The organism is Burkholderia sp. Bp9031 (genome assembly GCF_003857965.1).
Classification (GTDB): domain Bacteria; phylum Pseudomonadota; class Gammaproteobacteria; order Burkholderiales; family Burkholderiaceae; genus Burkholderia; species Burkholderia ambifaria_A.
Genome location: NZ_QTPW01000020.1, coordinates 38366 through 57604, shown reverse-complemented (window position 1 = coordinate 57604; position 19239 = coordinate 38366). Strand labels below are relative to the sequence as shown.

Genomic DNA, 19239 nt, shown 5'->3' with positions numbered 1-19239 from the left:
AGGGTATGTGCGGAGGTAGATGGGGGGCCACGTAGTTGCTAGTACATATTCCCTAGACTAATATCCTCCTCGCATCGGTCGGTTTAGTCAGTTTAAATCGGACGACCGTGATGCAACGCGTGCCAATCCGTTGTTTTGGTTTTGTAAGGAAATGAATCGCCCATGGCCGAGAAGAGCCTCGGAGGCGCCGTCGACGGTTTGATGCATCGTGCCGACGTGGCAGGCGATCTGCTGCATCTGCGGCCTGCGCAGGAAAGCGACCGTGCATTCCTGCGCACCGTATTCGAAAGCACGCGGATCGACGAGTTCGTGCAGGCCGGGTTGAGCGCGGATCGCATCGCGGCATTGCTGGTCGAGCAGTTTTCGATGCAGGACAGGTATTACCGAGCGCACTATCCGCATTGCCGGTTCGATGTGGTCATGCTCGGAGAGCATGCGATCGGTCGCCTCTATCACGATTGGCGGGGCGGTGAAGTGCGCGTGATCGATATCGCGCTGCTGCCCGCGCATCGCGGGGCCGGGGTCGGCACGCGGCTCGTGCACGCGATCGTATCGCTGGCAGCCGCCTGCGCAATGCCGGTCGTGCTCTATGTGGAAATGAACAACCCGGTGCGGGCTCTGTATCGGCGGTGCGGATTCGAGCAGACCGGCGAGAACGGGATCTACCTGCAGATGACGCGCCCCGCCGTGCCGTTCGACCGGGCGAACGTGAGGCCCCTGCCAGGCCTCGCGATCGAAGGCGCGCAGGCCGCGAGCAGTACGGACATCAGGCAGTAGCAACGAAAGACCGCGACCGGCCGTGCCGGCTACCGGTACAACGAACAAACAACGATCGGGGGCGTGCGTGCTGTCCATCCCTACCCATGCCGAATTGCTCGATGCGATCGGGCAACGGTTCACGTTTGGCGCCAGCGGCGGCGAGCCGGTCGACGCTGTACTCCTCGATGCACCGCCCGGCCTCCCGATGAACGACCAGTTCGTCTGCTACTCGGCAACGTTCGCGTTGCCCAGCGGTGTGCATCGTCCGCAGGACGTTTATCGCATCGTATCTCCGGCCGGCCATGCGTGGGCGCTGCTCGCGACACCGACGCGGCCCACCGAGAACGGATGCTCGACACTCACCGTCGTCGTGCACTGTCGTACCGATCAACTTGCCGGGGCCGCCGGCCCGCGCAGCGACGCGTAGGGTTTTTCTTCTTTTCCCGCAAGAGAGGAGGCGTGTGATGAGTGATCCGTATCTGGGTGAAATCCGCATGGTGGGGTTCAACTTTGCTCCCTACGGATGGGCATTGTGCCAGGGCGAGGTGTTGGCGATTTCCCAAAACCAGGCGCTGTTCTCGTTGCTTGGCACGTACTACGGCGGTAACGGCACGACGACGTTTCAGTTGCCGGATTTGCGCAGCCGCACGCCAGTTGGTGTTGGACAGGGACTGGGATTGTCCGCGGTCGAGATAGGCCAGATCGGCGGCACCGAAGGCGCATCGCTGACGACGCAGAACATGCCGCTCCATACGCACGTCGCGACGGTGTCGACCCCCGGCGCCGCGCAGGGATCGATCTCGATCCCCGCGTCGACTTCGACGGACACGAGCACGCAAAGCGCGGTGCCCGGCAATACGTCGGTGCTGGGAACGGTCAGCGTGTCGAATCGCCAGGGCGACCTCTACAGCACGGTGGCCGCCGATACGACGCTGAAGCCGTTCGACGTGACCTTGCCGGTTACGGCGCCGACGATCCAGAACGGCCCGGCTGGCGGCAGTACGCCGTTCTCGCTGCGTAACCCGTACGTCGGCATCAATTTCATCATTGCACTGACCGGTGTATTCCCGTCGCGGGGGTAATCGGTAAAGTGCGCGTGCCGCATGAGCGGCACGCAATCAAGGACATCGAGCGATGAAATTCGCCGGCAGCCTCCTGAAGCTTTTCGCCGCGATGCGTGCGTCCGATCCGCGCCCGCGTAATCGGACTGCCGCGCTGCCGGCGCCACTCATCGTCGCGCTCGAGCCGCGCATCGTCTACGACGGGTCGGTTGCCGCGATGGGCGCCGTTGCCGTTGCGGCCGCGCATCCGGCCGGCGCCGACGCGCACGCCGCCAATGCGTCGCCCGACGCGGCATCGGCGGCCGGTGCACAAGGCGGCGCTCGCGCCGCCGACAGCGCGGCTCCATCGCACGCGGCGCACGGCGACACGCCGGCCGCGGCGGCCGGCACGGGCGCCATCCACACGACCGAGTCGGCCGCGATGCGCGCGGTGCACGGGCTTGCGGAAGTCGGGGGGCAGCCGACGGACCATCAGGTGGTGTTCGTCAACTCGAACGTCACCGACTATCAAACGCTCGTCGCGGGGCTGCCGCCGGGCACGCAAGTCGTCGTGCTCGATGCGACGAAGGACGGGCTCGCGCAAATCGAGCAGTATCTGCAGGCGCACCCCGGCATGAGCGCGATCCATCTCGTCTCGCACGGGTCGGATGGCGAAGTGCAGATCGGCAGCACCTGGCTCGACCAGGCCGATCTGTCGGCCTACGGTGCGCAGTTCGCGCAAATCGGCGCGGCGATGAAGCCGGGCGGCGACTTTCTGATTTACGGATGCGACGTGGCGCAGAATGCGGACGGCAAGGCATTCGTGCAGCAGATCGCCACGTTGACCGGATTGAACGTGGCGGCGTCGACCGACGTTACGGGTGCGGCGTCGCTTGGTGGCAACTGGACACTCGAGTACGACGTCGGCGAGGTGCATACCGGTGTGGTCTTCTCGACATCGGCGGAGCAGAACTTCGATCACGTGTTATCCGTCTTTGACGAGACGTATGACAGTCAGGTCGGATTCGACACCGGCGCGACGGCTGTCGCGTCCACCACGCTCGATGGTCTCGTCTATACGGGCGACCAGTCGGTCGAGTATTCCGTCGTCAATGGGTCGCTTCCCGCTAGCGGCTCTGGCGGCGAGTTCATCGTGAACGTGCAGGGCACGCAGATGTCGTCGCTGACGATCCAGCGGCAAGACGGCGCATTGATGGCGGTACAGAGCTTCGACATCGATGTCTTCCTGAGCTCGAAAGTGACGGTCCAAGCACTCGACTCGTCCGGCAACATTCTCGGCAGCGTCGTGCTCGATATTGGCAACAATGGCAACAACTCCGTGTTTCACGTCGACTTGTCCGGAAATGCGGCGTTCTCCCAGGTCAAGAGCATCAAGCTGGTGGAGTCGAGCAACGACGGCGGTTTCCTGTCGCCGACGCTCGACAACTTCGCTTACCTCGCGCCGTCGTCACCGCCGACGCTTTCCGCCACGGGCGGCGCCACGTCGTTCGTGGCCGGCGACAACACGGCGTCGACGCCGGTGGCCGTCGACACGGGGATCACGCTGACCGACGGTAATTCGACTACGGCGGTGAGCGCTACCGTGGCGATCACGGGGAACCTGCACACCACCGAAGACACACTTGGCTTCACGAATACGAGCGCTGCCACGTACGGCAACATTTCGTCGACGTACAACGCGCTCACCGGCGTGCTGACGCTGACTTCGTCGGGCGGCACGGCGAGCATTGCGCAATGGCAGGCCGCGCTGCGCGCGGTCACGTACACCGATACGGCCGTGACGCCCAATGCCGCCACGCGAACCGTCAGCTTCGAGATCACGAGCGACGGCCATACGTCGGGCAACACCGTGACGAAGGCGATTTCGGTGACCGACACCGACCAGACACCAATCGTTGCATCGACCGGCGGCACGGCGACCTATCGCTCGGGCACCGCGGCCGTGACGATCGATGGCGGTATTTCGGTGAGCGACCGCGACAACACGACGCAAGCGTCGGGCACGGTATCGGTATCGGGTGGCTTCCACAGTGGCGACACGCTCGGCTTCACGAACACCGACTCGGCACTGTTCGGCAATATCGTTGCATCGTACAACGCAGCGACGGGCGTCATGACGCTCACGTCGGCAGGTGCTACCGCCACCGATACGCAGTGGGCCAACGCGTTGTCGGCGGTCACGTTCTCGAGTACGAGCACGACGCTCGGCAATCGCACGATCTCGTTCGCGACAAGCGACGGCTCGAAAACGGGCGTCGCCGCGACTGACACGGTCAGCGTCGTGAGTTCGGCGCAAGTCACGACAGATTCTGGATCGGCGGCATTCGTCGCTGGGGACAACGTGCTGTCGACGCCGGTGCCGATCGATTCGGGCCTGACGGTGACCGACGCCGCTACCGGCACGCTCGCGTCCGCGACGGTGGCCATCACGGGAGGATTCCACAGCGGCGAGGACGTTCTGTCTTTCGTCAATGACGGTGCGACGATGGGCAACATCACCGCGTCGTATAACGCGGCTACGGGTGTACTGACGCTGACATCCGCGAGTGCGTCGGCGACGCTCGCCCAATGGCAGGCCGCGCTGCGGTCGGTCACGTATACCGACACGCTGGTGACGCCGGACGCGACGACACGCACGGTCAGCTTTACCGTGGTCGACAGCGCGAGCAACACGAGCAATACGGCCACGCGCACCGTGACGGTGACGGACACGGACCAGACGCCGATCGTCACGACGACGGGCGGTACGACGAGCTACGTGGGCAACGCGCCGGCCGTAACGATCGACGGCGGCATTTCGGTCAGCGATCTCGACAACACGACGCAATCGTTCGGAACCGTGTCGGTGACGGCCGGATTCCACAGCGGGGACGTGCTGAGCTTCGTGAACACGAGCTCGGCGCTGTTCGGCAATATCGGTGCGTCGTACAACTCGGCGACGGGCGTGATGACGCTCGTTTCCTCGGGCGCGACGGCCACCGACGTGCAGTGGGAGAACGCACTGTCGGCGGTGGCGTTTTCGAGCACGAGCACGACGTATGGCAACCGGACGATTTCATTCTCGACGAACGACGGCGTGAAGACGAGCACCGTGGCGACCGATACGATCACGATGACCGCGCCGCCGACGATCACGACTGATGCGGGCTCGGCTTCGTTCGTGGCCGGAGACAACACGGCATCGATACCGGTGGCGGTCGATTCGGGCCTGTCGGTGACCGACGGCAGTGCTACCACGCTGGCGTCGGCAACGGTTGCGATCACCGGCAACTTCCACAGCGGCGAAGACGTGCTGGCGTTCGCCAACGATGGCTCGACGATGGGCAACATCACCGCGTCGTACAACGCATCGACGGGTGTGTTGACGCTATCCTCGGCCGGCGCGACGGCGACGCTCGCCCAGTGGCAGGCCGCGCTGCAATCGGTAACGTACACCGATACTGCCGTCACGCCGAACCCCGCAACGCGCACGGTCAGCTTCACGGCGCTCGACGGTGCAGGCAATGCGAGCGCCACGGCCGCGCGCACGATCACGGTCACGGACACCGACCAGACGCCAATCGTTACGTCGACGAGCGGCACGACGAACTACGTCGGCGGGACGTTGGCCGTGACGATCAACGGCGGCATGTCGGTCAGCGATCTCGACAACACGACGCAATCGTTCGGAACCGTGTCGGTGACGGCTGGCTTCCACAGCGGCGACACGCTGACGTTCATTAACTCGAACTCGACGACCTACGGCAACATCGTCGGTTCGTACAACGCCGCGACCGGCGTGCTGACCCTCTCGTCGTCCGGCGACACCGCCTCTGATGCGCAATGGGCCAATGCACTGAGTGCGGTGACGTTCTCGGCGAGCTCGAGCGCGCCGCCGGGCAACCGCACGATTGCGTTCACGACCAACGACGGCATCAAGACGAGCGCGGCGGCGCTGGATACCGTAAGCGTGCTCGGCCCGCCGACGATTACCGCCGATTCCGGCTCGGCATCGTTCGTGGAGGCCGACAACACGGTGTCGACGCCGGTGGCGGTCGACCCGGGCATCGGGCTGAGCGACGGGGTCTCGGCGACACTGGCATCGGCCACGGTCGCGATCACGGGCAGCTTCCACAGCGCGGAGGACGTGCTCGCGTTCGTCAATACGAACTCGACGACGTACGGGAACATCACCGCGTCCTACAACGCGGCAACCGGCGTGCTGACGCTGAGTTCGGCCGGCGCAACGGCCACGCTCGCACAATGGCAGAGCGCGCTTCAGTCCGTGACATACACGGATACCGCGGTCACGCCGAACACGGCGACGCGCACGATCAGCTTCACGGCAGTCGACACGGGCAGCTATACGAGCAATACGGCGGTGCGTACGGTCACGGTCACCGCAACGGATCAATCGCCGGTGCTGGCGACCACGGGCGGGACCAGCTACGTGGGCGGGACGTCTGCCGTGACGATCGACGGCGGGATGTCGGTGAGCGACCTCGACAATTCGACGCAGTCGGCGGGGACGGTATCGATCTCCGGAGGCTTCCACAGCGGCGACACGCTCGGTTTCACGAACACGAGCGCGACGCTGTTCGGCAACATCGTCGCATCGTATGACGCGGCGACGGGCGTGCTGACGATGACGTCCGCCGGGGCAGTCGCTTCGAACGCGCAGTGGTCGCGTGCGCTATCTGCCGTGACTTACTCGAGTACGAGCACGGTGTACGGCAATCGCACGATTGCGATTGCGGTGAGCGACGGTACCAAGACCAGCGCCGCGGCAACCGATACGGTGGCCATGACGGCGCCGCCGCAGATCACGACCGATGCGGGCTCGGCCGCGTTCGTTGAAGGGGACAATACGGCGTCCACGCCGGTGGCGATCGATCCGGGCCTGACGCTGAGCGACGGGAGCAGCGCCACGCTGGCGTCGGCAACGGTTGCGATCACCGGCAGCTTCCACAGTGGCGAAGACGTGCTGGCGTTCGTCAACGACGGTTCGACGATGGGCAACATCGTGGGCGCGTACAACGCGACGACGGGCGTACTGACGCTGAGTTCGGCCGGCGCGACAGCCACGCTCGCACAATGGCAGAGCGCGCTGCAGGCGGTCGCGTACACCGACACGGCTGTCATCCCGAACACGGCGACGCGTACCGTCGGCTTCACCGTTATCGACGGCGGCGGCAATACCAGCGCCACGGCGACGCGCACGGTGACGGTGACGGCGACCGACCAGACGCCGATCGTGACGTCGACAGGCGGCACGACGAATTACGTCGGCGGGACGTCTGCCGTGACGATCGACGGCGGCATGTCGGTCAGCGACCTCGACAACACGACGCAATCGTTCGGAACCGTGTCCGTGACGGCAGGTTTCCACAGCGGCGATACGCTGACGTTCGTCAATACGAATTCGTCCACCTACGGCAACATCGTCGGTTCTTATAACTCGGCGACGGGCGTGCTCACACTCACATCGTCGGGCGCGACTGCAACCGATGCGCAATGGGCGAGTGCCTTGAGTGCCGTGACGTTTTCGACGAGCGCCAGCGCCGTACCGGGTAACCGCACGATCGCCTTCACCACCAGCGACGGCACGAAGACGAGCGTCGCCGCGACCGATACCGTCGCCGTGATCGGGCCGCCGCACATCACGACCGATCCCGGCTCGGCCTCGTTCGTCGCGGGAGACAACACGGCATCGACGCCCGTGACGATCGATCCGGGGCTGGTCCTGACGGACTCCGGGGCACCGACGCTGGCGTCGGCCACCGTCGCGATCACCGGCAACTTCCATGCCGGTGAAGACGTGCTGTCGTTCACGAACGACAGCACGACGATGGGTAACATCAGTGCATCCTACGATGCGGCGACGGGCGTGCTGACGCTGACGTCGGCGGGATCGACGGCGACGCTCGCGCAGTGGCAGAGTGCATTGGCCTCGGTGACGTACACCGACACCGTGGTCACGCCGAACGCCGCGACGCGCACGATTGCCTTCACGGCCGTCGATACTGGCGCCATCGCGAGCAATACGGCAACGCGCACGGTGACCGTGACCGATACCGATCAGACGCCGATCGTGACGATGCCCGGCGGCACTGCGTCGTACGTGGCCGGTGCGTCGGCGACGATCGTGAATTCGGGCGTGAGCGTGACCGATCTCGACAATTCGACGCAGTCGTCCGCCACGGTCGCGATTACGGGTGGTTTCCGTTCGGGCGAGGACGTGCTGGCGTTGACGAACGGCGACGCAGGCGTGTTCGGCAACATTTCCGCGTCGTACGACGCGGCCACTGGTGTGTTGACTCTTTCCTCCGCAGGCGCGACGGCGACCGACGCGCAGTGGGCACGCGCATTGTCGAACGTGACGTTCGCGACCAGCGGCACGCACTTCGGAGATCGTACGATCGCGTTCCAGACGAACGACGGTACGAAGACGAGTGCATCGGCAAGTACCACCGTTACCGTGATGGACCGGCCACACGTCGACACCGGCGCGGGTTCCGCTTCCTTCGTCGCCGGCGACAATGCTCCGTCGGTGCCCGTCGCGGTGTCTCCCGGCCTTGCGTTGAGCGACGGCAGCAGCGCGGTGCTGAGCTCGGCGACGGTAGCGCTCACGGGCGGCTTTCATCCGGGCGAAGACGTGCTCGCATTCCGCAACGACGGTGCGACGATGGGCAACATTACGGCCAGCTATGACGCGGGCACGGGCGTACTGACGCTGACGTCCGCCGGCAGTACGGCGACGCTCGCGCAGTGGCAGGCGGCGCTCGCATCGGTCACCTATACCGACACGGCGGTTACGCCGGACGCCACGACACGCGTCGTCAGCTTCACGGTGACCGACGGCAACGGCACGGCCAGCGATGTACAAACGCGCAGCGTGACGGTGGCCGATACCGATCAGACACCGCGCCTGAGCGTCGACGGCAATGCGACCTATGTCGCGCAGGCATTCAATCCGGTGCCGGTGGCGGTCGCGCCACAGGTCGCGCTGAGCGATCGCGACGACACCACGCTGGCGTCGGCCCAGGTATCGATTGGCAGTGGTTTCGATGCGGCGCACGATACGCTGTCGTTTACCGCCAGCGCGGCGACGGGAGATATCGGCGCGCGCTACGACGCGGCCACCGGGGTGCTGACGCTCACCTCCGCCAGCGGCAAGGCGACGCTCGCGCAATGGACCACCGCGCTGCAATCGGTCAAGTATGCGGATTCCGCGCTCAACGCGGCGGGCAGCCGCACGGTCACGTTCACTGTGAGTGACGGCATGAAGACCAGCGCCCCCGCTTCGACCACGGTGACGATCGTCACGGGGCCGTCGGGCGGTGTACCAAACGTGCGCGAGCAGCCGACGATCATCGCGTCGCCCGGCCCGGCATCGCCTGCCGCGTTCGCGGGTTCGGACAACACCGCGCCGCCGGACGTGCTGCAGGAGCTTGAAGAGCCGCCCCGGATCGGATCGGTGCCGGTGGTACCGACCATCACGTTCCAGGATCCGGCGGCGCCGCGAGACGCGTACCTGATCAATCGCACCACGGTGTCGCGCTTCGATTTCGCAGCGCTCGACGCGGCCCTTGCCGCGACGCCGCTTGACGCACCGCTGCCGTTGCCCGACATGTCGTTCTCGATCGCGACGGACGAACCGTTCTCGATCGACGTGGCGACGCTGCTGCCGCTGTCGGAGGCGATGCACGGCGGCGCGCAAGTCACGGTACGGCTCGCAGACGGTCGTTCGCTGCCGGGCTGGATCCGCTACGACGCAGCCAATGGCGTGTTGCGCGGCAAGTTGCCGCCCGGCACGCAGGAGGTGCACGTTTTTATCCAGACGCGCGACGCGTCCGGCCATGCGACCCGCCGCGAGATCGTGCTGGCTCCCCATGCGCACAGTGACGCGCATCGCGCCGCTCACCCGGCCGGGCCCGGACATGCTGCCGGGGAGATGGCCGGGCCGACGACCGCTGTGGCACGGCCGGCCGGCAAGCTGTCGCTCGATCAGCAGTTTGCGCAGGCGCGTGCCGCGTTGCATGTGCCGCATCCCGGCGACGCGGTGCGTCGCCTATGAATTCCCGTCATGCGCCGATAACCATGAGATCACAAACGTCCGTTGCCGAAGCGATGCCGTTGTCCGTCCTTGCTTCGCGTGCCGTGCCCGGCCGCCGTTCGACGCGCCTGCCGCGCTTGTCGCTGATCGCCGTCTCGGCAGCCGTGGCCTGGCTGTCGGGCTGCGCGGTTCACCCGACACCGTTTACGGACGCGGAGCGCGTGCAGACCGTGCGTGAGGACCGCGCCGCGATGTTCGCGAATCAGCCGCCGCTGGCCGGCCCCGTCACGCTGCAGGAGGCCTTGGCGCGCGCGATCCGCTACAACCTCGACCATCGGCTGAAAATGATGGAAGAGGCGCTCGCGGAAAAGCAGCTCGATCTCGCGAACTTCGAGATGTTGCCGCGCCTGACCGCCCAGGCCGGCTACACGACGCGCAATCATCCGCTCGCATCGTCGTCGCAGGGGCTCTTCACGAACACGCAGGTCGTGCCGCCGTCGTACTCGACGGACAAGAACGATCGCACGGCCGATCTGTCGTTCTCGTGGAACCTGCTCGATTTCGGCGTCAGCTACTTCGAGGCGAAAGAGCAGGCCGATCGCGTACTCGTCGTCGAGCAACGCCGGCGCAAGGTGGTGCAACTGATGATGCAGCAGGTGCGCGAGGCGTACTGGCAGGCCGTTGGCGCGCAGCGTATGGCGTCGCGCGTCGGCCCGCTGCTTGCACAGGCCGGACAGGCGCTCGACGCGTCGCGCCAGTCGCAGCTCGAAGGCTTGCGCTCGCCGCTCGATACGCTCGCCTATCAGCATGCGCTGCTCGACATCATGCGCCAGCTCGAAGCCGTGCGCGACCAGCTCGACGAAGCCAAGCCGCGCCTCGCGTCGCTGATGAACATCGCGCCCGGTACCGATTTCCTGCTCGCGCCGCCCGGAAGTTTCACGGTGCCGAGCTTTGACATGCCGATGGCGCGCATGGAAGAGACGGCGCTCGAACGGCGTCCGGAACTCGTCGAGGCAAGCTACAACGAACGCATCAGCGTCAACGAGACGCACAAGGCGATCGCCAAGCTGCTGCCGGGCATCGAGCTGCAACTGGGTGCGCATTACGACAGCAACAGCTTCCTCGTCTATCACGCGTGGCGCGCGGCCGGCATCAACGTGAGCTGGAACCTGCTGAACGTGCTCAATGCGAAGAACATTCGCGGTGCGGCCAAGGCGCAGCTCGACGTCGCACATGCGCAGCGCCTCGCACTGTCGATGGCCGTGCTGACGCAAGTGCACGTCGCGCGCGCGGAGCTGAGCGCGAGACAGCGCCAGTTCGATCTGTTCAAGCAGATCAACGACGTGGACGACCAGATTCTGCAGCACACGCACAATGCGACGATCGCGAACGCGCAAGGCAGGCTCGAGGAGATTCGCGCCGCGACCTCCGCGATGATGTCGGAACTGCGGCTGTATCAGAGCTACGGCGAACTCGAAAGCGCATACGGCCAGCTGCTTGCGACGCTCGGGCTCGATCCCGTGCCGTCCTTTGCGCGCGATGCGGATTTGAAATCGATCGAGCAATCGATCGATACCGAGCAAGCGCGTTGGGCGCAATTCGGCCACGCGGACGGAGTAACGACGCAATGAATCGATGGTGCAGGGCAGGGCTATGCAGTGCCATCCTGATGGTGGCCGCTCATGGCGCTTGGGCGGCCGGGGCGCCGGGCGGTGCGGGTGCGCAGCGTGCCGTGGCAGCACCGGGCGCACTCCACGGTGTGCCGGCGGTGGTGCCATCCGTGGCGCACGCCGACGACGACGGCCGGATTCGCGTTCAGCTCGTCGCACGCGATCAGGTCGATATCTCGAGCGAGATCAGTGCGAAGATCGCATCGCTGCCGTTTCGCGACGGCGATGCATTCCGCGCGGGGCAGACGCTCGTCTCGCTCGATTGCGCTCTCTACGCGGCGCAACTGCGCAAGGCGCAAGCAGAGGCGGAAGCAGCGGGGCAACTGAAGCGCGTCAACGACCGGCTGCTGGAGCTGCATTCGATCGGGGCGGTCGACGTCGAGCAGGCCAACGCGAAGGCGAAAGCCGGGGCGGCCGAGGTCGCGTACATGCGGGCAACGGTGGGCAAGTGCAGGATCACCGCGCCGTTCGACGGACGGGTGGTCAAGCGCAGCGCGTCGGCTCAGCAGTTCGCCGAGCCCGGCAAGCCGATTCTCACCATCGTCGACACCGGCCATCTGGAACTCAAGATGATCGTGCCGTCGAGATGGCTCGCGTGGCTCAAGCCGGACCATCCGTTGAGTGTCTCCGTCGACGAGGTCGGCAAGACGTATCCGGCCACGGTCGCCCGAATCGGCGCGCGCGTCGATCCCGTCACGCAGACGGTCGATGTAACGGCCGCGCTGTCCGGCCGCCCGCCCGAGCTGCTGCCGGGCATGAGTGGCTGGGCGCGGTTCGCCGGCGCTGCCCGCTAGTCGCACGATGAACGCCCCGCTGCAGGTCGATGCGAATGCGATCGCCGTTCTCTGGCAGTTGTCCGCCCGCGCGCGCGAGGCGCCGAGCGAGGAGACGCTCGGCTTCGTCATGGTCAATGAATCGCTGTCGCTGGTGCCGTATCGCCAGGCGGCCTGGTGGCGGGCGCCGGGGCCCGTGCCGGGTGCGGTCGCGGCGGTGTCGGGCTTGCCGCAAAGCGATCCAGGCACGCCGTACGTGCAATGGCTCGGTGAAGTCTGTCGCGTGCTTGAACGCCAGTCGCGGCAAGCGGGGGCGCCGGCGCACCCTCCGAGCTCGGCTGTCATCGGCGGAGAGGCCGGTGCGTCTGCGTTGCCGCATGCATTCGACGCAAGCAGCCTGCCGGCGACGCTCGCGGCCGACTGGGCCGCCTGGTGGCCGTCGCACGCACTGTGGGTGCCGCTCGTCGATCGGGCCGGCCGTTCGTTGGGCGGTGTCGTGCTTGCGCGCGAGCAGCCATGGACGCCGATCGAGCAAGCGCTGCTCGCGGAACTTGCCCGTGTCTGGGTCCATGCGCTTGCTGCGTTTTCGCCGAGCGCATCATGGCTCGAACGCGCGCAACTCGCGCTGCGCGCCGGCAAGCATCGGCGCCGCGCGCTCGCGGCTGTCGCCGTCGCGCTGGTCGTGCCGGTTCCGTTGACGGTCCTTGCACCTGCCGAAGTCACGCCGAAGGATCCGTTCGTCGTGCGTGCCCCGCTGGACGGCGTCATCGATCATCTGTTTGCGCAGCCGAATCAACGGGTCGCCGCAGGGGCGCCATTGTTCGCGCTCGATTCGACGGCGCTCGCATCGCGTTATGCGCTCGCGAACAAGAACTACGCGACGGCGCAGGAGGAGTACCGCCAGACCGCCCAGCTCGCGGTGACCGATGACAAGGACCGGCTCGACATGGCATTGCGCAAGGGCAAACTGGACCAGAGCGCGGTCGAGCTCGACTACACGGCGCGCGAACTCGCGCGCGTGAGCGTGACTGCGGCGCGCGCCGGCGTGGCAGTGTTCTCGGATCCGAACGACTGGAACGGGAAGGCGGTGTCGATCGGCGAAAAAGTGATGTTGCTCGCCGATCCCGCGCACGTCGAACTCACTGCGTATGTGCCCGTCGCCGACAACGTCGATGTTGTGCCGGGCGCGACCGTGACCCTTTATCCGAAGAGTTCGCCGCTCGATGCGTACGATGCGCGCATCGATACCGTGGCCTACCGCGCCGAGCCGACGCCGGATGGCGTCGTCGCCTACCGTGTGAAGGCGACGTTCGCGGGTACGGCGAAGCCGCCGCTCGGCATGATGGGCACTGCGCGCATTCATGGTCGCTGGGTGCCGCTTGCCTATTACCTGCTGCGCCGGCCGCTCGCGACGGCGCGGCAGTGGCTCGGCTGGTAGTCCGCGCATGGCCGCCGCTTTCACCGGACCTGGCGCATCGACGTCACGTCTCCCGCCTCTTCGCCAGGAGCTGACCCTGACGCACGGCGCCCCCACGCCGGGCGGCGCGCCGACCTGGATGCTGCACGACCCGGCGGCCAACCGGTTCTTTCAGATCGGCTGGCCGGCGTTCGAAATGCTCTCACGTTGGCCGCTGGGCGACCCGATGGCGATCGTCGCGTCGGTCAACGCGGAAACGACGCTGCGCGTGACGATGGACGATTTCGAATCGCTCGTGCGCACGCTGCATCATCAGCACCTGTTCGTCGCCACGAGCGCGGCCGATACGGGCCGGCTTGCGGGCGCGGCGGCCGCGAGCCGGCTGTCGCATGCGATGTGGCTGCTCAAGCATTACCTGATGATCCGTGTACCGCTGTGGCGGCCGATGCCGTTCCTGCGGCGCTTCGCCCGCCATGCGGACATCGCGTACCGGCCGGCGTTCTGGGGCGTGGTCGCGCTCGTGGCGCTCACTGGCCTGTTGCTGGTGTCGCGCCGCTGGGACGAGTTCGTTCATACGTTCCACGGCTACGCCGACCTGCGCGGACTCGTCGCGATCGGAATCACGATCGGCTGTGCCAAGGTTCTGCACGAGTTCGGGCATGCGTTTACCGCCTATCGCTACGGCTGCCGCGTGCCGACGATGGGGATCGCGTTGCTCGTGATGGTGCCGGTGCTCTACACCGATACGACCGAAGCGTGGAAAGTACCGGGCCGCGCCGAGCGATTGCGAATCGGCGCGGCCGGCATGCTGACCGAACTGGTGCTCGCCGCGTTCGCGACGCTGGCCTGGAGCGTGCTGCCCGACGGGCCGCTGCGCGCAGGCGCGTTTCTGCTGGCGACGACGACCTGGATCGGCACGCTGACGATCAACGCCAGCCCGTTCATGCGCTTCGATGGCTATTTCCTGCTCTCGGACTGGCTCGACATGCCGAACCTGCACGATCGCGCGTTCGCGTTCGGTCGCTGGTGGATGCGCGAGCGGCTGTTCGGTTTCGGCGATCCGCAGCCCGAGCCGTGTGCGCCGCGCCGCCGCCGGTTCCTGATCGCGTTCGCGTTTGCGACGTGGCTTTACCGGCTCGTCGTGTTTTTCTCGATCGCGCTCGTCGTCTATCACACGTTCTTCAAAGCGCTCGGGTTGGTCCTGTTCGGTGTCGAGTTTGGCTGGTTCATCGCGCGGCCGATCGTACGCGAAGGCGTTGCTTGCTGGCGCCGTCGTTCGGCGCTCCGGTGGTGCCGAGCGACCCGGCGCGCCGCCGCCGTCGGTGCGGCGGTGCTCGGGCTGCTGGTGCTGCCGTGGTACGGCGGGATCGGCGCCCCCGCCGTGGTCGGCCCGCTGCGCGCGCAGGGACTCTACGTACCCGAGGCCGCCTATGTGACGGCCGATGCGCCGATTGCCCGCGATGGCCAGCACGTGCGCGCGGGCGACGTACTGGCCGTGTTTGCGTCGCCCGACCTTGTGCATCGGCTGCAGGCGGCACGGGTTGCCGATGCACTGCTGCGCTGGCAGCTCGAGCAGCAGCCGTTCGACTCGCGGCTGCTCGAACAGGGCGTCGCGTTAAAGCGCCGCTCGGACGCGGCGCATGAAACCGTTGCCGGGCTCGCGGCACAAGTTGCGCAATTGACGCTGCGCGCGCCGTTCGACGGCGTCGTGCAAACCGACGACACACTTGCGCCGGGCACCTGGCTGCCGCGCGGCGAGCATGCGTTCGACGTCGTCGGACCGGCCGGCGTGAAGGGCGAAGCATTCGTCAGCGAAGAGGATGCGGCGCGGATCTCGGCCGGCGATCGCGTCAGCTTCGTCGCATCGTTACCCGAGTTCGGCGCGCTGGACTGCCGGGTCAGTGCGATCGATCGCGTCAATGTCGCCACGCTCGACGCGCCGGCACTTGCGAGCGTCTACGGTGGTCCGCTGCCCGTGCAGCTTCAGCCGGGCACGCATCAGCTCGTGCCGCTCGCGGCGACCTATCGCGTGCGGATTGGCGATTGTCCGGCAAACGTAGCGTGGCCGCGCGAGATCGTCGGCACAGCGACGATCGGCGGCGCGCGGCAAAGCTTCGCATGGCGCATGCTCGCGTGGCTGACGTCGGTGTTTGTGCGCGAGAGCGGCGCATAGGCATTGCGACGCCGGGAGTCGCGCGGTACCCCGGGGCGGCAGAGACTACCGGCATCGCGTCGGCTGTCGCAGTCGATCGATGTGCTCCATTCGCTCTTCGTACTCCCAATCCTTCCTTGCCTTCCTTGCGGCCGGTCGACGGTTCAGCCTGTCATGTGTTCCCCCACCCCACGCCCCCGGCGTGCCGATTCGCGACATTGGCGCCGGAACGATCTTTTCCTGCCCGCGCAATGCTCCGGTGACCGTGCAGGGCATCGAAATGAAAACGTAATATTTTAGAATAAGTGCCGTGACCGGATACCGAATGAATAACAATCGACCGAATTGTTGCCAAAGTTGCCGAGATTGCCTTGTTATATTGTTGATGTTCAAGGATGGATGCATTGTATTGGTTGTATAAGTTATTGATTTTTATAAGATAACTGCGTTTTTGTGCGGCTGCTTAATATTAATGTAAATGCAAGAAAATCACCTGCTGCCAATTGCCTTGAGCGATTGGAGAATTATCTTGTCGATCTCGCAAACGTATCCTATTGTCTTCAATGCAGAGAAAATAACGGCGTTTATTTCATAAACAAACGAAACGGAGCGAAGAGACCATGTCGACCAACAAGGCCACCCCCAGTCAGGCACTTCTCACCCTCGCGAAGAGTTTCAAGCTGGATGTCGAGAGACTTTCGCGTGGAGAAACCGTTGCGGCGACGATCGTCGTTTCCACGCCGCAGGAAATGAAAAAACTTCTCGCAATTCCGACGACGCCGGACACGTACGATCTGGTCGCAAAGACAATGGCGTTAAATGGAGAGGCACCCGATTCGTACGAAGCGGGACTGAAGCATTTCTCTGCCTATGCGTGTGGCGTGTCGAATCTCGATACGTCGATCGGGAGTGCCTTTTTCAAGAAAAGATTCCCGATGGAAATCCGGATGGTGGCGTCGTCGCAAATCGAACTGACGAGCGACTACGTCGTGAACCCAGGCTCGCCGCCGGTCTACATCGCGTGCGACGAATTGATTTTCAACGGCGGATCGTACGTGATACAGAGCACGAACTTTACGCTCTGGGTCACTTCACAGTTGACGATCGAGTCGTCGGGCTCAAGGCCGTATCACATTGGTATCCTCGGCTCGCCCGGCGGCCCGGGTTCGAACGGGGCGAACGGTGGCACGCAATCGCAGGCGCCTAACGGTCAGAATTCGTCGCCGGCGTCGCCGGGGGTCTGCACCGGATCGGGCAGCGGCGGCAACGGTACGGTCGGCAACACCGGGTACAACGGCGGCGCGGGCGGAAACGGAATGAATGGTGTCGCGAGCGTCGTCGCAAACATCAACATTGCGAACTTCGCTTCGCCGCAGGCGCCGCTGGTCGTGTTCGGCATGTCCGGCACCGGTGGCAATGGCGGGAGTGGCGGCAATGGCGGCACGGGCCAGCAGGGCGGCAACGGTGGAAACGGCTGCAATGCCGGATGCGAGGGCACCAACGGTGGCAATGGCGCCAACGGCGGAGCAGGCGGCAATGGCGGAAATGGCGCTAATGGCGGAAACGGCGTCAACGGCGGAGCGATCTATCTGAACCTGAATCCGTCGCAACAGTCCGCGAATTTCTATACGTACATGAGCCAGCAAGCGGCACCCGGACAAGGCGGCGCGGGCGGCGCGGCGGGGCAGGGCGGCGCGGGTGGAACGGGCGGCAGCGGCGGTCACAGCAGTTCCGATGGCACCAACGGCAATACCGGTGCATCGGGCAATACAGGCGCGAACGGTGCGTCCGGCGCCGCATATGGCACGCCGCCGCAACTCATGGTCGCCAGCTACAAGGCCCCGTCGAACAGCGAGCTGCAGATCGAGGTTCGTTCATGACCCCGGAGATCCACGCACAGGAGTTGAGGTATTCGCTGAACGGGAACGGTTATGTTTGCCTCAAGGTCTTCGTCGTCAAGCGGATCTCGACCATCAATCTGAAAACGCAGCCGGTCTATCTGATCAAGACCGTGCTCAAGGTGTCCATCTACAACACTCAGGATTTCAACATCAATCCCGGGCCGGTGACGTCGTACATGAATTACCCGGCCATGTTCAGCTTTACCAAGTCGTTGACGTGCAGCGTATCGTCGCAGTCGGCCAACTTCAAGCTGCTGAACTATTCGCCGATCACCGTGAATTCGTCGATCACGACGTCCCGCAGCGATGTGACGGACAGTACACAGACGAACTCATCGCAACAGTCGGTCGGCTCGAGTGCGTCGCAGACCAACTCGTTCGGCGTCGACGTGCAGGCGGGCTGGATGATGGAGTCGCCGCTGCTGTCGATCGGCTTGAGCTACGACCACGCGTACACGTCGGCGAACAGTCAGGAGCGCACCACTGCGTCGGGCAACAGTGCTTCGCAGCAGAACGGTGTCGCGGATTCGTACAGCATCAAGGACTGGGGAATCTACGCGAATGTCAATCGCGAAAACCTCCAGACGACCTGGGTATGCGCGCAGGAATACCCGTGGGACATCCTCCAGTATCGCAGCGCCGACGGCACCGGCAACATCGGTCTGCCGCAGCCGATCGTCGACCGGATGCTGGTCGGCGAATGCGTGCTGCCGCCGTCGCAGCTTTCGCAGTTCGGCACCGACTTCACGTTCACCGCCGACTGGAGCTTCATGCCATCGGAGTTCAACGTCGACGTCACCACACCTCTGCTGTCGTTCGATATCGATACGGCTTACGTGCTCGGTTCGCATCAACGCACCGGGGATGCACCGCCATACTCGCTCGCGGCATCGCTCGGGCAATCGACCACGAACTCCAATTCGCTGGCGCTTACCTGGTGGCAACTCGAATGTCTCGCGCTGGATGCGATCGTGCCGGGCCGTAACGACGCGAGCGCGAATTTCGACAAACTGCCGGCATCGCGCTTTCCCGCGGACGGTTCGGTGCCGCTGGTCGTGATGTCGCCGACCAATACGCTGCTGTGTGTCGCGCCCAGTTTCAGCCCCGGAATGATCGTCGACGTCGCGAAGAACGACGCGACGTACACGCTGGCGTTCAAGGTCGTCGAAACGGTCGGTGAAATCACCCTCTATCTGAAACACTGGAAGCTGGACTCGACCGGCCTGGTGGTGAATATTGCCGTCAACGGTGCCGTGCTGCCGGTGCAGTACGTCGACGCGGTGCAGGGCGCGGGCGGGATGGCAAACCGTACGGACATCACGCTGCGGTCGACCGATTACATGGCGGAGGATTTCAGCGACTATCTGGTGGTCGGGCTGAATACCGTGGTGGTGACCGTATCGGCGAGCGACGCGGGACCGCCGGCGGACACGGCGCGTTATTGCCTCGCGGCCGTCGTCGTGTCCTGAAC

10 protein-coding genes are annotated in these 19239 nt (G+C 65.2%); all 10 read left to right on the top strand.

All coding sequences use genetic code 11. From position 1 onward, the window contains the following. Window positions 1-162 precede the first annotated feature (162 nt). The 10 genes from DIE15_RS23655 (at window position 163) to DIE15_RS23610 (ending at window position 19237) form a co-directional block, all read left to right on the top strand. Window positions 163-777, top strand: a complete 615-nt coding sequence (locus DIE15_RS23655) for a GNAT family N-acetyltransferase (protein WP_124834488.1) — start codon at window positions 163-165, stop codon at window positions 775-777. A 67-nt stretch (window positions 778-844) separates the two neighbouring features. Continuing rightward, window positions 845-1186 carry a DUF6916 family protein gene (locus DIE15_RS23650; RefSeq protein WP_063791554.1) on the top strand — a complete coding sequence of 114 codons (342 nt, stop codon included), beginning with the start codon at window positions 845-847 and terminating at the stop codon, window positions 1184-1186. 37 nt (window positions 1187-1223) lie between these two features. Beyond that, entirely contained in the window at window positions 1224-1841 is a 618-nt protein-coding gene (locus DIE15_RS23645; protein ID WP_057927677.1) for a phage tail protein, read from the top strand. A gap of 52 nt (window positions 1842-1893) precedes the next feature. Then, complete coding sequence (locus DIE15_RS23640) at window positions 1894-9876, top strand: DUF4347 domain-containing protein (protein WP_124834487.1); 7983 nt, start codon at window positions 1894-1896, stop codon at window positions 9874-9876. Between the two features lie 53 nt (window positions 9877-9929). Then, window positions 9930-11486, top strand: a complete 1557-nt coding sequence (locus tag DIE15_RS23635; protein ID WP_124834526.1) for a TolC family protein — start codon at window positions 9930-9932, stop codon at window positions 11484-11486. A gap of 149 nt (window positions 11487-11635) precedes the next feature. Then, window positions 11636-12319 (top strand): efflux RND transporter periplasmic adaptor subunit, encoded by a 684-nt coding sequence (locus tag DIE15_RS23630; RefSeq protein WP_311771983.1) that lies wholly within the window; start codon window positions 11636-11638, stop codon window positions 12317-12319. Window positions 12320-12326: 7 nt separating this feature from the next. Further along, window positions 12327-13736, top strand: a complete 1410-nt coding sequence (locus tag DIE15_RS23625) for an efflux RND transporter periplasmic adaptor subunit (RefSeq protein WP_124834485.1) — start codon at window positions 12327-12329, stop codon at window positions 13734-13736. 7 nt (window positions 13737-13743) lie between these two features. Next, complete coding sequence (locus tag DIE15_RS23620; RefSeq protein ID WP_124834484.1) at window positions 13744-15888, top strand: HlyD family efflux transporter periplasmic adaptor subunit; 2145 nt, start codon at window positions 13744-13746, stop codon at window positions 15886-15888. Between the two features lie 599 nt (window positions 15889-16487). Continuing rightward, complete coding sequence (locus tag DIE15_RS23615; RefSeq protein ID WP_124834483.1) at window positions 16488-17747, top strand: hypothetical protein; 1260 nt, start codon at window positions 16488-16490, stop codon at window positions 17745-17747. After that, entirely contained in the window at window positions 17744-19237 is a 1494-nt protein-coding gene (locus DIE15_RS23610) for a hypothetical protein (RefSeq protein WP_124834482.1), read from the top strand. Before DIE15_RS23615 ends, DIE15_RS23610 begins: the two co-directional genes overlap by 4 nt. Window positions 19238-19239 lie beyond the last annotated feature (2 nt).